General features: G+C 71.4%; 13 protein-coding genes. 4 read left to right on the top strand and 9 right to left on the bottom strand.

Annotation, left to right across the window (positions count from 1 at the left end; all coding sequences use genetic code 11):
• Window positions 1-75: 75 nt before the first annotated feature.
• From ACRX5W_RS06550 to ACRX5W_RS06530, 5 genes are all read right to left on the bottom strand, one after another.
• Window positions 76-621 (bottom strand): hypothetical protein, encoded by a 546-nt coding sequence (locus ACRX5W_RS06550; RefSeq protein WP_436786986.1) that lies wholly within the window; start codon window positions 619-621, stop codon window positions 76-78.
• 190 nt (window positions 622-811) lie between these two features.
• Window positions 812-1,495 carry a response regulator gene (locus ACRX5W_RS06545; RefSeq protein ID WP_436786985.1) on the bottom strand — a complete coding sequence of 228 codons (684 nt, stop codon included), beginning with the start codon at window positions 1,493-1,495 and terminating at the stop codon, window positions 812-814.
• Window positions 1,492-2,805 carry a sensor histidine kinase gene (locus tag ACRX5W_RS06540; RefSeq protein WP_436786984.1) on the bottom strand — a complete coding sequence of 438 codons (1,314 nt, stop codon included), beginning with the start codon at window positions 2,803-2,805 and terminating at the stop codon, window positions 1,492-1,494. The genes ACRX5W_RS06545 and ACRX5W_RS06540 overlap by 4 nt, the downstream gene beginning before the upstream one ends.
• Window positions 2,806-2,902: 97 nt before the next feature.
• Window positions 2,903-3,919 (bottom strand): NAD-dependent epimerase/dehydratase family protein, encoded by a 1,017-nt coding sequence (locus tag ACRX5W_RS06535; RefSeq protein WP_436786983.1) that lies wholly within the window; start codon window positions 3,917-3,919, stop codon window positions 2,903-2,905.
• Window positions 3,920-4,013: 94 nt separating this feature from the next.
• A complete protein-coding gene (locus ACRX5W_RS06530) occupies window positions 4,014-4,319 on the bottom strand; it encodes a hypothetical protein (RefSeq protein WP_436786982.1) in 306 nt (101 codons plus the stop codon).
• Window positions 4,320-4,463: 144 nt separating this feature from the next.
• On the opposite strand from ACRX5W_RS06530, the gene ACRX5W_RS06525 reads away from it, so the two are divergent.
• Both ACRX5W_RS06525 and ACRX5W_RS06520 read left to right on the top strand, forming a co-directional pair.
• The gene (locus ACRX5W_RS06525) at window positions 4,464-4,835 is read left to right on the top strand and encodes a GntR family transcriptional regulator (RefSeq protein WP_436786981.1); all 372 of its coding nucleotides are present in this window, start codon (window positions 4,464-4,466) and stop codon (window positions 4,833-4,835) included.
• A 136-nt stretch (window positions 4,836-4,971) separates the two neighbouring features.
• Entirely contained in the window at window positions 4,972-6,153 is a 1,182-nt protein-coding gene (locus ACRX5W_RS06520) for a DUF5925 domain-containing protein (protein WP_436786980.1), read from the top strand.
• Between the two features lie 104 nt (window positions 6,154-6,257).
• On the opposite strand, the gene ACRX5W_RS06515 is transcribed toward ACRX5W_RS06520, so the two are convergent.
• On the bottom strand, window positions 6,258-7,037 hold the full coding sequence (locus ACRX5W_RS06515; RefSeq protein WP_436786979.1) for an exodeoxyribonuclease III: 780 nt from the start codon (window positions 7,035-7,037) through the stop codon (window positions 6,258-6,260).
• Window positions 7,038-7,195: 158 nt separating this feature from the next.
• Here ACRX5W_RS06515 and ACRX5W_RS06510 point away from each other — a divergent pair, with 158 nt between their 5' ends.
• The gene (locus tag ACRX5W_RS06510) at window positions 7,196-7,594 is read left to right on the top strand and encodes a nucleotide pyrophosphohydrolase (RefSeq protein ID WP_436786978.1); all 399 of its coding nucleotides are present in this window, start codon (window positions 7,196-7,198) and stop codon (window positions 7,592-7,594) included.
• A gap of 18 nt (window positions 7,595-7,612) precedes the next feature.
• Here ACRX5W_RS06510 and ACRX5W_RS06505 read toward each other — a convergent pair whose 3' ends face one another.
• Entirely contained in the window at window positions 7,613-8,002 is a 390-nt protein-coding gene (locus ACRX5W_RS06505; protein ID WP_436786977.1) for a TrmH family RNA methyltransferase, read from the bottom strand.
• A gap of 829 nt (window positions 8,003-8,831) precedes the next feature.
• Here ACRX5W_RS06505 and ACRX5W_RS06500 point away from each other — a divergent pair.
• Window positions 8,832-9,398, top strand: coding sequence for an exonuclease domain-containing protein (locus ACRX5W_RS06500; protein WP_436786976.1), 567 nt, complete (start codon window positions 8,832-8,834; stop codon window positions 9,396-9,398).
• 7 nt (window positions 9,399-9,405) lie between these two features.
• Here ACRX5W_RS06500 and ppgK read toward each other — a convergent pair whose 3' ends face one another.
• Together ppgK and ACRX5W_RS06490 are read right to left on the bottom strand one after the other, a co-directional pair.
• Window positions 9,406-10,203 (bottom strand): polyphosphate--glucose phosphotransferase, encoded by a 798-nt coding sequence (ppgK, locus tag ACRX5W_RS06495; protein ID WP_436786975.1) that lies wholly within the window; start codon window positions 10,201-10,203, stop codon window positions 9,406-9,408.
• A gap of 96 nt (window positions 10,204-10,299) precedes the next feature.
• Window positions 10,300-12,954 (bottom strand): right-handed parallel beta-helix repeat-containing protein, encoded by a 2,655-nt coding sequence (locus ACRX5W_RS06490; RefSeq protein ID WP_436786974.1) that lies wholly within the window; start codon window positions 12,952-12,954, stop codon window positions 10,300-10,302.
• Window positions 12,955-13,240: the final 286 nt, after the last annotated feature.

The following is a 13,240-nucleotide window of genomic DNA, read 5'->3' as shown; positions in this document are numbered from 1 at the left end:
CCCCCCCCCCCACCCCCTGCCCCCCCCCCCCCCCCGGCCCCCCCCCCCCCGGTGGCATGTGTCGGAGGCGGCCGTTCACAGGAACACCGGTTCGTTCTCCGCTCGTTCGCGGATGGCTCGGAGCCAGACACGGCGGATCAGCCCGCTCGGCGGGCGGATCACCGTCCAGTACGCCCTGAAGAGCCGCCGCGCGCGCTCGTCGGTCGCCCACACGCGCGTCTCCGTCGACACCGTCGAGCCGCGCCGCAGGAAGTTGAAGCCGATCTTGAGGTGCCCGGGCGCGTCGAACTTCGCGAACGCCTCGCACGGCAGATCGGCGAGCAGCGCACCGCGCAGCCGGTCGGCCACCCGGAACGCGGGAGTGGTGACCGTGCCGACGACGAGCTCGTTGTCGAGCCGGTCGAGGACCACGAAGCCGTCCCGGGTCATCGAGGCGATGATGCGCGGGTCGACGGCCGGGTCGCGGCCGAGGAAACGCAGCGCCATCAGGGCACGGAAAACCGGGACCTCGCGCCACGTCACCTCCTCGACGGCCCGGAAGACGGTGTCGGCGTAGGCGTCGATCTCGATGCTGTGGCGTTCGCGGAAATGCCATTCGGGGAGCACATCGTCCAGGCGCATTGCGGGCGGACCCTTCTCACGGCTGGTGCTGCACGGATCCGTGGTCCGGACACGGACCCGTACACCGATCCTCGCGCGCGGGAGCGCCCGGTTCATCGGCCGCGGGAACGGTTCGCCGCCTGCCTCGCGGGCGGTATACGTCCGTCGACTACCGCGTCAGGACTACTCCCCCGGCACTACCGCCCCCGCGCTACGCGTCGCTGTGCCCCGGCCTCACCAGCCCCGACTCGTAGGCGGCGACGACCAATTGAGCACGGTCACGCAGTCCCAGTTTGGCCAGCATTCGGCTCAGGTGCGTCTTGACGGTGTACGGGCTCATCCCCAACCGCAACGCGATCTCCTCGTTCGCCAGGCCTGCCGCGATCTGGCACAACACCTCGCGCTCACGCTCGGTCAGGACGCTCACCTGCGCGGCGACCCCGCCGCCGGACACGTGCGGCCGGACATCGGAGCGGGCGAACATGCCGATCACCTGGCGGGTGATCGCGGGGGACAACAGCGCGTCGCCGCGCGCGACGACGCGGACGGCCTGGACCAGTTCCTCCGCCTCGGCGTCCTTGACCAGGAAGCCGCTCGCCCCCGCGCGGAGCGCGCCGTAGACGTTGGCGTCCTCCGCGTACGTCGTCAGGATCACGACACGCACGCCCGCGAGTTCGGGGTCGCCGACGATGCGCCGGGTCGCGGTGAGGCCGTCCACGTCGGGCATGCGGATGTCCATCAGCAGGACGTCCGGGCGCAGCTCGCGCGCGAGCGCGACCGCCGCGCCGCCGTCCGCCGCCTCGCCGACCACGTCGAAGTCGGCCTCTGTGCCCAGCAACGCGCGGAAACCCGTGCGCACGAGCGCCTGGTCGTCGGCCAATCCGATGCGGATCATCGTGCCTCCCCTACCCGCCGCGCGCCGCGCGCCCGTCGGCTGTCCGGCGCCCTGCGGGCCTCCGGCGCCTTGCGCGGCCGATAAGGCAGTCTCGCCGACACCCTGAATCCCCCGCTGGTGCCGTCCTCCGCCGCGCGGCGCGCGCCCGCGACGAACGTTCCGCCGACCGATTCCGCGCGCTCGCGCATGCCCGCCAGCCCGTGCCCGGTGCCGGAGGCATCGGACAGCCCGCGCCCGTCGTCGGTGATCTCCAGCACCAACTCCGTTTCGCCGTAAGCCAGTCTCACGTGGGCGCTCGCGCCGTGTCCGGCGTGGCGCAGCACGTTGGTCAGCGACTCCTGCACGATCCGGTATGCGGCGTGGCCCACCTCGACGGTAAGCGGCACTTCGGTCCCCGAGCGGTCGAGCTCGACGGGCACACCGGCCTTGCGGACCGCTTCCAAAAGCGTGTCCAGGCGTTCGAGCCCGTCGTTGTCCGGCAATCCGGTGGCACGCAACATGCCGACGGTGGAACGCAGTTCGCCGAGCGCCTGGCGGCTCGCCGTACGAATCGCCAAAAGCGCCTCGCGCACTTCGGGCTCCGGGTCGCCGAGGAGCCGAAGCGTCGCCGCAGACTGCACGGCGATGCCGGCCATGCTGTGCGCGACGACGTCGTGCAACTCCCGGGCGATGCGCAGCCGTTCCTCGACGACGCGGCGTTCGGCGTCACGTAGGGCCTGGGCCACGCGCGCCTCGTCGGCCTCGCGGCGGTAACGCACGACCTCGCCGAACAGGACCGGCCCGCCGAATGTCGCGAGCACCACGGCGTAGAACACCGCGACCGTGCCCATGAAGGTGCCCGCGGTGTCCAGCAGGCGCGCGATCCTGGGCACCCACAGACTGCACGCGGCGATCAGGAACGCCAGCGCCGCGAGCGCCGTACGCCTCCGTCGCCCGCCTGCCACGGTCGTGTACAGGCAGAGCATCACCGGCAGCACGATCGGTCCGACCGGGTATCCGCGCGCCAAATACAGGGCGAGCAGCCCGCTTTCCGCGATCAGCGCGAGGCGCGCCCACCGCGAGCGCCCGACGAGCAGCAGCGCGGAGACGACCAGGAGGATCCAGGCGAGCCAGTCGACGTCGTTGCCCTCCAGGCGGCTCGGGGTGCCGCCTCCGGTGTCGAGCACATAGACCGGCACCGAGACGATGAACACACCGATCAACTGGACCGGGAGCATCGCCAGCGCGAGCGCGACGTCGAAGCCCGGCAGTCCGAACACGCGCGCGGGAAACCGTCCCGGCAACCCGGTCATCACCCGTATGGGACGCACGGTTCCACTCTACGGACGAGACCGGCGCCTCCCGGCCGTCGAAGCGCGGCGCCGAAACGCCGTGCGGTCTCCGGCGGTTCCGGTGGTCCGGGACCACTCAGCGTGCGGCCCACGCGGCCAGGATCCGCTGCTCCTTGCCGGGTTCGATGCCCTGCGTGCCCGCATGCCCGCTGTACGACGGCAGCTTCTCGGGCAGGCCCGCGGCCGGCAGCCAGGCCCAGGTGTCGAAGACGGTCTCACGGACCGGACGGCACGCCAGACCGTCGGCCTCGGCCTTGGCCGGGTCGGGCAGCCACACCCCCGCCAGTTCTTCGGTCGGCGGTGTCCACATGGGGAGTTCGGTCCACGGACCGACGTCGGCGGCGAGCAGGAAGTCGTCGTCGACCCACACCAATTCGGCACCGGATCCTGTCGCCTCGACGCAGTCGGCGAGCATTCTGCCCATCGTGGTGTTGGCGGGGCTCCCGCTGGCGATATAACGGCCTTCGGCATGCGCCTCGACGCGGTCCAGGACGAACACGGCGACGTCTCGGACGTCGATCACCTGCATGCTGCGTTCCGGATCACCGGGCGCGAGGACCGGTCCGCCGGCCGCGACGCGGCGCAGCCACCATGGCAGTCGGCCGACATTCTCGTGCGGGCCGAGGATCAGGCCGGGCTGGACGACGAGCGTACGGCCGCCGAACCCACGTTCCACCGCGCGTTCACAGCCTGCCTTGAGTGTCCCGTAGTCCCCGGCGGACTCGTCCGCGCCAGGCGAACACGCGAAGCGCGGGGAGGTCTCGTCGATGCGGGCACGCGGCCAGTCCTCGTAGGCCGAGACGCTTGAGATGAACGCATATGCGTCCGCACGCCCGTCGAGCGCGCGCACCGCGTCGCCGACGACACGCGGGGTGAAGCCGCACACGTCCACGACGGCGTCCCACGGCCCGTGCGACGCAAGGCGGTCGAGGTCCGCCCCGTTCTCGCGGTCGCCCCGGACGGCGGTGCCGCCCGGCACGTCTGTTCCGGTGCGCCCGCGGTTGAACGTCGTGACCGCGTGACCGCGGCCGAGTGCCGCCTCGACGATGGCCCGTCCGAGGAAAACCGTTCCGCCGAGCACCAGAATGTCCACGAGCCGAGGCTCCTTCGAAAAACGCCCGGTTGTACCGAATTCGCCTGTCGGCGAACGGGATCAAGCGATCGGACGAACCGGTCCGCGCGCGCTCTCAGTGGTCGTCCCAGTGGCCGTCGTGTGCGGCATGCCGGTGCCCGTCGTGCACGTAATCGACGTGATCGCCGTGCGGCACCGCCACGTGGCCGCAGCCATCGCCGTGCTGGTGGTGGTGCCCCTCGTGCACGTGGTGCCCGTCGGGCTCGCACTCGTCGACGTGGCCGTCGTGCATGCGGTGGATATGGCCGTCGTGCACGTAGTCGATGTGGTCGCCGTGCGGCAGCGAGACGTGGCCGCACCCCTCGCCGTGCACATGCGTGTGGTAGATGTGCTGCGGGTGGTGTTCGGCCGCGGTGTCCATGTCCGTGTCGCCCCAATCTGATCCGTGGTCTCTCCGGGCAACGATCTCACCCGTGTCCGGGACACGGGGCGGTATCAGGGCTCGGCCGTACGCCCGCGCGCATCGGTCCGCCGTACCGCGCGTCACTGCGCCACACTGTGCGGCATGGAGATCACGCTGGACCCGGCGTCGTCGGTGCCGCCTTTCGAACAGGTCAGGGCGCAGATCGCGGACCAGGCCCGGACCGGTGCGCTCGCGGTGGGGACCAAACTGCCGACCGTCCGCGCGCTCGCGGCCGAACTGGGCCTGGCGGTCAACACGGTCGCCCGCGCCTACCGCGAACTGGAGGCGGACGCGGTCGTGGAGACCCGGGGCCGACACGGCACCTTCGTCGCGGCGGTCGGCGACACCGCACACCGCGAGGCGGCCGACGCCGCCGGCGAGTACGCGCGACGCGCGTTGCGGCTCGGCCTGTCCCGCGACGAGGCACTTGTGGCGGCCGTCACGGCTCTCGACGCCGCGTATACCGAGCGCTGACCGTCGGTCAAAACCCCTGGTGGCAGCGGACAGCGACGGCGGCCGGGGAAAACCGGGACGGCCGGAGCGGCACGCAGGAGGTCCGGTTTCCGCAAAACGACTGTACGCACGCGCCGGTGGCACCGATGATCGAGGCATGTCCATGCCCCGTCAGGTACCGGCCCGGATCCACGGGGTTGAGGCCGCCGAGAGCGCCGTCGACGCGCCCGTCGGCGCCGACGCGTCCCTCGACCCCGCCCAGACCCTGCCCTATTCTCTCGGACTCGACGATTCGGACACTCCGTACGACGTGATCGACGCGCTCACGCTGGCCGAGTTCGTCTCGGGCCGCCAGCCGTGGGCGAGCACAACCAGACTCGACCGAATCCGCCCCGGCGCGAAACTCGTGCCGCGCGGCGCCCAAGTGCTGCGCACCGTGGAGGAGGACGACCGCCAGTCGACGCTCGCCGCCGGTGACGGCTGGACGCTGCGCGCGGTGGTGTGGCGCAGCGGAGGCGGCGAGGTGACCGTCACCGCCGACAACGCCAAGACCGGGCGCGCCGTGCTCAAGAAGGCGGTCAGGAACGCCAAGGCCGAGCCGCTGCCGCAGGACGAGTCGGTGGCGATGGGCTTCTGGTACCACTCGGCGCGTCGCGGGCCCTACCGCACCACGCGCTCGATCACCGCGGCGCCGTGGGAGCACATCCGCCGCAATTACGCCGCGGCCACCGCGGCGGCGTTCGACAAGCTCATGGCGGTCGGGCGCGACGACGTCGCCGGTCGTCTGATACTGCTCCACGGTCCGCCGGGCACCGGAAAGACGACCGTGCTGCGGTCGCTCGCGCGTGAGTGGCGCGACTGGTGCCGGATGGACTGCGTCCTCGATCCCGAGGCGCTGTTCGGGGACACCGGCTACCTGATGGACGTCGCGATCGGCCGCACCGGTGAGGAAGAGGAGTCGGAGCACACCCGCTGGCGCCTGCTGGTGCTGGAGGACTGTGACGAGCTGATCCGCGGCGAGGCGAAGCGGTCGACCGGGCAGGCGCTCTCGCGGCTGCTCAACCTCACCGACGGCCTGCTCGGTCAGGGCCGCAACGTGCTCGTCGCGATCACCACGAACGAGTCGTTGGGCCAGTTGCATCCGGCTGTGGTGCGTCCCGGCCGCTGCCTCGCGCAGATCGAGGTCGGTCCGATGGACTTCCAGGAGGCGTCGGCGTGGCTGGGCACGAGCCACGGGGTCGGTGCCTCGGCGACGCTCGCGGAGTTGTACGCGCTCAAGAACGGCGCCGCCCCGGTCGAGGCCCAGCGCCCGCCGATCGGCGACGGCATGTACCTGTGAACCGCGATCCACGGTGAACCCGGGTCCGGGGACGGGGAGCGTCGACTGCCTGCGCTCCCCGTCCCCGGACCCCGTTCCTTCCGGCGGTTCGGGGCCGGGTGGGCTCAGAGGTCCAGGTCCACGACCACCGGCGCGTGGTCCGAGGTGCCCTTGCCGCGGCGTGCCTCACGGTCGACGTACGCGTCCTTCACGGACCCGTTGAAGGCGGGGTTGCCCAGCACCAGGTCGATGCGCATGCCCTTGTTCTTCTGGAAACCGAGGTTGCGGTAGTCCCAGAACGTGAACGGCACGTCGTACTTCAGCGCGCGCGGCATGATCTCCTGCAACCCGACCTCACCGAACGCGGTGAGCGCGGCCCGCTCGGCCTCGCTGACGTGCGTCGCGCCCTGGAACAGCGCGATGTCCCACACGTCCTGGTCGGTCGGGGCGATGTTGAAGTCGCCGAGCACGGCGAAAGGCCGCTCGCCGGCGGCGTCGAACGCGACGGCGGTCTTGAGCGCGCCGAGCCACGTCAGCTTGTACGTGTAGTGCGCGTGGACGACCTCGCGCCCGTTCGGGACGTACACCGACCACAGCCGCACGTCGCCGCAGGTGGCACTGATCGCGCGCGGCTCCTGGACGCCCTCGTAGTCGGGCCCGGCCTCCAGGCCGCGCACGACGTCCTTCAGGCCGACCTTGGACAGGATCGCGACGCCGTTCCACCGGCCGTCACCGTGGGCCGCGACCTGGTAGCCGAGGTCCTGGACGGCTTCGTACGGGAAGGCGTCGGCCGTGCACTTGAGCTCTTGCAGGCACAGCACGTCGGGCGCGGTGCCGTCGAGCCATTCGAGCATGCGCGGCAGCCTGGCGCCGACCGAGTTGATGTTCCAGGTGGCGACCCTCATGCGACCGTGACCGACCTTTCCGTTGCGTTGTGATGCGATTGCCTTCGGTGTTTCCTGCGCTGTCTTCCGGTGTGTGTCCGTTTGCGCCGGCGCGCACGGCCACCGAGCCATTCTCCCCCGGCGCACCGACAACCCGGCCGGGCGTCACACTGGTCGGCATGACGCTGCCCTCGCCGGATTCCGGCGCCGCTCCCGACACGGCCTCCGACACGACTCGCGGTCCGGACGTGCTTGCCGAGCTGACCGGGGCCGTCCGTGCCTTCGCCGCCGAACGGCACTGGGAGCCGTTTCACACGCCCAAGAACCTCGTGATGGCCCTCAGTGTGGAAGCGTCGGAGCTGGTCGAGATCTTCCAGTGGATGACTCCCGAGCAGGCGGCCGGTGTCATGGCGGACCGCGACGTGGGCGAGCATGTGCGCGAGGAGGTCGCGGACGTGCTGGCCTACCTGTTGGGGCTGTGCGACGTCCTCGGCATCGATCCGGCCCAGGCCCTGCGCGACAAAATGGTCAAGAACGCCCGCAAGTACCCGGCTCCGCAGGCCCCCGACGAGGACTGAAGCCGCGGTCGGAGGGCGTCACACGAGCCCGGCCAGCTTGTACAGCACGAGCGATCCTGCGACCGCGACGTTCAGCGTGGTGCCGGTGCCGACCATCGGGATCTCGACGACCTCGTCGAGGAGGTCCAGGGCCTCCGGCGGTATGCCCGTGCGCTCGTGGCCGAGCACGGCGACGGTGGTGCCGCGGGCGGGCCGGAGATCGGCCAGCCGTACCGCGTTCTCGGCCAGCTCGACGCCGACGATCCGGGTGCCGCGCTCGCGTTGCCGGTGGAGCCAGGTGAGCTGATCGCCGGTCCAGTGCACGCAGGCCGGCTTGCGCAGAGTGTTTCCGCGCGCCAAGGCCTCCGGCACCCACGGGAAGCGCGGGACCGCGAGGCACGCCCCGACCGCGTCGCAGGTCCGGAGCATCGTGCCCAGATTGGCGTTGTGCTGCGGCCAGAGGGCCGCCGCGTAGAGGTGGTCCCAGCAGGCGTGCGCCCTGGGACGCCGGGCGCGCCTAAGGTCGGTGCGCGTGCTCGTCCGGATCGCGGGGGCACTGCCCCGCCCCGTCCTCATCGCGGTGCGGAGGCGCGCCTCCTCGGGCGGCGCGGCGCAGCGCCGCAACGCGTGGCTGACAAGCCGTCATGTGTCTTCATGCATACGGCACTTCGCGGCGTGCCGGGGCCTTCGTCGAGGGTCGGTCGGGAATTCAGGGTAACCGAGTGCGCGGTGGGACGTCCCGCGCGGTTCCCACCGTCGGGCGTACGCGCGGCACTCATCCGCCAGAACGAGACACGGCCGTGCGAATACTCCACGCGCCGGATGCCTTCGAGCGTTTCGGTCTGCGAGCCTTGGGGGTGTCGCGGCGCGGTGGGGACAAGCGCCGCCGGGGGAGTTCCGTGCAACCGCTGTCCGTCCGGAATCCGTCGCCGCCGACCACCCGGGTGCGCGGCGCGTGGTTGCGGGAACAACACCGCGGGCGCGATACGTTGGGGGGGGACACCACATCCCGGATCTTCGTTCCCGCTCTCGTGGTCCTTCGCCGCAATGCGACTCGACCACGTTCTACGCCCCGGGCCTGCCACACGCCTACTCCCCCCTTGGCGTGCGATGGCCCGGCCGGTACGCCCCAGTCGGGTCGTATCGGGTCCCGGGCGGCGGCCAACCCCCCCTGCCGCCGCCCGGGATGTGCATTCCCGCGTAGTCACGGCCCTGAAAAGCAGTTTCGGCCCCCTCGCCGGGCTGCTTGGATCGCGCCATGGTGAAACGACTTCTGGACCGGATCCTCGTCGTCGACGTGGAGGCCACATGTTGGGACACCGGTGTTCCGGATGGCGAGACGAGCGACATCATCGAGATCGGGGTGACGGTGCTCGACATCGCCACCGCAACGCGCGTGGACAAGGCCGGGCTCATCGTGCGTCCCGAACGCTCGACGGTGAGCGCGTTCTGCACTCAACTGACCACTTTGACCCAGGCGGACGTGGACGCCGGTATCGCGTTCGCCGATGCGTGCGAGCTGTTGCGCTCGCAATTCGGGTCGCACCAGCGGGTGTGGGCCAGTTGGGGTGACTACGACCGCCAGGCGTTCGAGCGCCAGTGCGCCGCACTCGGCGTGCCGTACCCCTTCGGGACCCGCCACCTCAACGTCAAGACGCTGTACGCGCTCGCGCACGGCCTCCCGCGCGAGCCCGGCATGGCCGCCGCGCTGGCCCACGCCGGCCGACCACTCGAAGGCACCCACCATCGGGGCGTCGACGACGCGTGGAACATCGCCGGCCTGATGGCCGACCTGCTCGTCTCCGCCCGTCGACCGGCCGCCTGACGCAGCGTCACGAATCCGGCGCGGCGGTCGGGAACTGCGGGAGCGGGGCGTCGCCGCGCAGGGCCTGCGCCGCCAGTGCCGCGCCCACGATGCCGGCGTCGTTGTGCAGTGCGGCCGGGACGATCTCGGCGCGCACGTGCCTGATGTGCGGAAGGAACTTGTCGGCCTTCTTGCTGACCCCGCCCCCGATCACGAACAGCGAAGGTGAGAACAGCATTTCGAGATGCCGCAGGTAATGGGCGACGCGGTGCGCCCAGTGCTCCCAGCTGAGGTTGTGCTCTTCGCGGACGTTCCCCGAGGCGTGGTGCTCGGCCTCGTGGCCGTTCAGTTCGAGGTGCCCGAACTCGGTGTTGGGAACGAGCACTCCGTTGTGGAACAGCGCGCTGCCGATGCCGGTCCCGAAGGTGAGGACCAGGACCGTGCCGCGCCGCCCGCGTCCCGCGCCGAAGCGCATCTCCGCCATCCCGGCCGCGTCGGCGTCGTTGACCAGGGTGACCGGCGCGTGCAGTGCCTCCGCGAAGATCCTGCGCGCGTCGAGGTCGATCCACCTGCGGTCGACGTTCGCGGCGGTCCGGGTGACCCCGTCGACGACGACTCCCGGGAACGTGATTCCGACCGGCCCCCGCCACGAGAAGCGCGCGACGATGTCGCGGACCACCTCCAGCACCCCGTCGGGGGCCGAGGGCTGGGGCGTGAGTTGGCGCAGGCGCTCGTGCAACAGGCGCCCCGCGGCGGTGTCGACGGGTGCGCCCTTGATTCCCGTGCCGCCGATGTCGATGCCGAAACAGGTGTCCACGGTGCCCATCCTGGCCTCATCCGCGCCTCCGGACCGGGTAATTCGCCACGGGCGCGCGCCGCGTCGGCGCCGATCCCCGCGCGACGGCCCCGATATGCGGACGCCCTACCCCGGCAGATCCGGCAGGTCGGCGGCGTGCAGCGTGCGCAGGTCCTCCATGCCGGCGTCCGGCATCCGGGCGAGGCGGGTGGCGTGGTTCTCGATCATCGTCTCGAACGTCCGCCGTGCTTCCCGGGCGTTGCCGAACCCGGCCCCGCGCGGCAGGCGCCGGAAGTAGGTGAGGAGCGAGGTCCGGGCCGCGTCGGTGAGGGTGTACTCGTGCTCGGCGACCTGCTTGCCGATGATCTCCACCAGGTCCTCGGCGGCGTAGTCCTGGAACGTGATGGTGCGTGAGAAGCGCGATCCGAAGCCGGGGTTGGTGGACAGGAACCGCTCCATCTCGTCGGTGTAGCCGGCCACGATGACCACGACGTCGTCGCGGTGGTCCTCCATCATCTTGACGAGTGTGTCGATCGCCTCGCGGCCGAAGTCCCGTGCCGCGTCCGGCGGTGCGAGGCTGTACGCCTCGTCGATGAACAACACGCCGCCACGCGCCCGGTCGAACACCTCTTTGGTACGCGGCGCCGTCGAGCCGATGTGCTCGCCGACGAGGTCGACCCGCGACACCTCGACGAGGTGTCCGCGGCGCAACACGCCCAAGGCGGCGGCGATTTCGCCGTACAGGCGGGCCACGGTGGTCTTGCCGGTCCCGGGAGAACCGGTGAACACCAGGTGCCGCCGCAACGTGGGCGCCTTGAGCCCGGCCTCCTCGCGGCGGCGACCGACCGAGATGAGGTCGATGAGGTTGCGCACTTCGCGCTTGACCGACTCCAGACCCACCAACGCGTCGAGTTCGCCGAGGAGTTCCTCCGGGCTGCGGGTGGGGACGCGCTCGTCGTCGCCGCCGGGGCTGCTTCCCTCCCGGGCCGCGGGGACGGTGAGGCGTTCGGTGAGTGTGGCCACGCCCGGCTGCTTGGACACCGGCTTGAGCGTGAGCGGGGCGGTACCGCCGTCGTCCGGCCCTGTCCCGCCGCCCGATCCGGGGCCGTCGCCCTGCGATGTGCACTCGGTCGCGATCGGTCCGGAGTCGTCGAACTCGAACCCGCCCTTGGCGTTGCCGCGCGTGCGGCAGCGGCTGAAGGCCGGACGGCAGCCCTCGCGCACGCGGATCGCGTATCCGCGGCCGTTGGCGACCTCGCAGTCCTCGAAGTCGCCGTGCCCGCCGCCCGATACGCGGATGCCCTCGCCGTTCGCGCGTTCCACGGTCACCCGGCGCACGGTCGGTCCGGCGGCTCCGGTGATCGCGATCCCGTCCGTCACGTCCTCGATGACGCAGTCGGCGACGATGCCGCCGCAGTCCGCGTCGGTGAACCAAACTCCCGTGGTCCCCTTGCGAACCCGGCAGCCGTTGACGGACACGATCGCGCCCTGGCCGACCGCGACGGCGGTCTCCTCGACGTCGTGAATCTCGCAGTTCTGCATGGACAAGCCCGTGCCGACACCGCCGACCTTGACCGCGTCGAGCACGTCGTGGATCCGGCACTCCCCCAGCGCCGCGTCGGCGCCGTCGCCGACCCACACCGCGGGGTGACCGCCGGTCGAGTCGTGGAACTCGCAGTCGATGACGGACGCGCGGGCCCCGTGGTCGACGATCGACAGGCCGTTGCGGCCGAAACTGCGCAACGTGCAGTTCGTGAGCGTGACTTCGCTCTGGCCGTGGACGTCCACCCCGCTGCGCCCGGTGTCGCGCAGCCGGCACCCGACCAGGATGGCGTTGGCCCCCCGGTCGACGGACACGCCGTTGGCCTCGGCGTCCCGGATGTGGCAGTCGTCGAGGGTGAACACCGCGAGGTCGTCGACCTGCACGCCGGTGCCCTTCACGGCGGTGATCTCGGTGCGCACCGCCGTACCGCCGCTGGCCTGCCCGCCGACCGAGATGCCGGCCCAGCCCACGCGCTCGATACGGCAGTCGGTGATCGTGGGCGAGGCGCCGCCCGCGACGCAGACGCCTCCGCCGCCCACGTCGTGGATGTGGCAGCCGATGAGTTCCGGGGTCGCCTGGTCGCCCGCGAACACCGCCGGCTCGGTGTCCGAGCCGTCGTGGATCTCGCAGTGGCTGACGGTGCCGCCGGAGCCGGGCCCGCTGAAACGCATGCCGTGGCCGGACACGTCGCGCACCCGGCAGTTGGTGAACCGGGGGCGCGCGCCGTCGCGCACGTCGACGCCTTCGCGTCCGGTGCCGGTGATGTCGCAGTCCTCGAACGCCCCGCGGGCCATGCCGGAAACGCCGACCCCTATGCCCTGCGGGTTGGTGATCCGGCAGCGGCGGACCACCGGGTCGGCGGCGCCGCGCAGTTCGAGCCCGATGACGGAGTCAGCGCGCACGGTCAGCTCTTCGAGTATCGGCGAGGACGCGTCGACGACCACGGCGGTCGAGAGCACGCCCGCGCCGCCGGTCAGCGTCAGCCCGTGCACGGCGGCGTCCGCAAGGACGGTCAGGGCGACGCCGTCGACGGCCTCGACGACCACCGTGCCGGGGCCGTCGGCACACGTCAGTGTGATCGGAACGCTGATGGTGACGTCTTCGGTGTACGTTCCGGCGGCCACCGTCACCGAATCCCCCGGCGACGCGGCGGCCAGGGCCTGGCCGATCGAGGAGTACTCCCCCGAACGCCGGAGCCAGCGGGTGCCCTGCACGACCTGAAGAACCCGACCCGCCATGGCGCGACTGCCACCAACCCCTCGGTACACGTAAGTTCGCCCCGGTGAACCACCGTAGCCACGCCTGGTGGCGCGGTCCCGCGCTTCACCCGGACGTGGTCAGCAGCACCGTACAGTCCGCCGGCGAGGGGTCATGCCAAGGTCGCAGTCGAGCACCGGCGAAACGCCACATACCGCCGGGCGGCCGGATGATCTCGGGTCTCGGGCCTCATGGTACGACTGCCGAGGCGGTCTCGCAGGAGTTCCGCCGTACCGTCCCGGGAGCGCGCTCAGCGCTCCCCGGCGG

This window comes from Yinghuangia sp. YIM S10712, assembly GCF_051388935.1.
GTDB lineage: Bacteria > Actinomycetota > Actinomycetes > Streptomycetales > Streptomycetaceae > Yinghuangia.
The sequence above is the reverse complement of the archived record's forward strand: the minus strand, read 5'-3'. Positions and strand labels throughout refer to the sequence as shown.

Coding starts and splice junctions, on each gene's coding strand:
- ACRX5W_RS06515 (WP_436786979.1), bottom strand. CDS start 7,037: ATGAGGGTCGCCACCTGGAACATCAACTCGGTCGGCGCCAGGCTGCCG.
- ACRX5W_RS06520 (WP_436786980.1), top strand. CDS start 4,972: ATGTCCATGCCCCGTCAGGTACCGGCCCGGATCCACGGGGTTGAGGCC.
- ACRX5W_RS06545 (WP_436786985.1), bottom strand. CDS start 1,495: ATGATCCGCATCGGATTGGCCGACGACCAGGCGCTCGTGCGCACGGGT.
- ACRX5W_RS06510 (WP_436786978.1), top strand. CDS start 7,196: ATGACGCTGCCCTCGCCGGATTCCGGCGCCGCTCCCGACACGGCCTCC.
- ACRX5W_RS06490 (WP_436786974.1), bottom strand. CDS start 12,954: ATGGCGGGTCGGGTTCTTCAGGTCGTGCAGGGCACCCGCTGGCTCCGG.
- ppgK (WP_436786975.1), bottom strand. CDS start 10,203: ATGGGCACCGTGGACACCTGTTTCGGCATCGACATCGGCGGCACGGGA.
- ACRX5W_RS06525 (WP_436786981.1), top strand. CDS start 4,464: ATGGAGATCACGCTGGACCCGGCGTCGTCGGTGCCGCCTTTCGAACAG.
- ACRX5W_RS06550 (WP_436786986.1), bottom strand. CDS start 621: ATGCGCCTGGACGATGTGCTCCCCGAATGGCATTTCCGCGAACGCCAC.
- ACRX5W_RS06530 (WP_436786982.1), bottom strand. CDS start 4,319: ATGGACACCGCGGCCGAACACCACCCGCAGCACATCTACCACACGCAT.
- ACRX5W_RS06505 (WP_436786977.1), bottom strand. CDS start 8,002: ATGCTCCGGACCTGCGACGCGGTCGGGGCGTGCCTCGCGGTCCCGCGC.
- ACRX5W_RS06500 (WP_436786976.1), top strand. CDS start 8,832: ATGGTGAAACGACTTCTGGACCGGATCCTCGTCGTCGACGTGGAGGCC.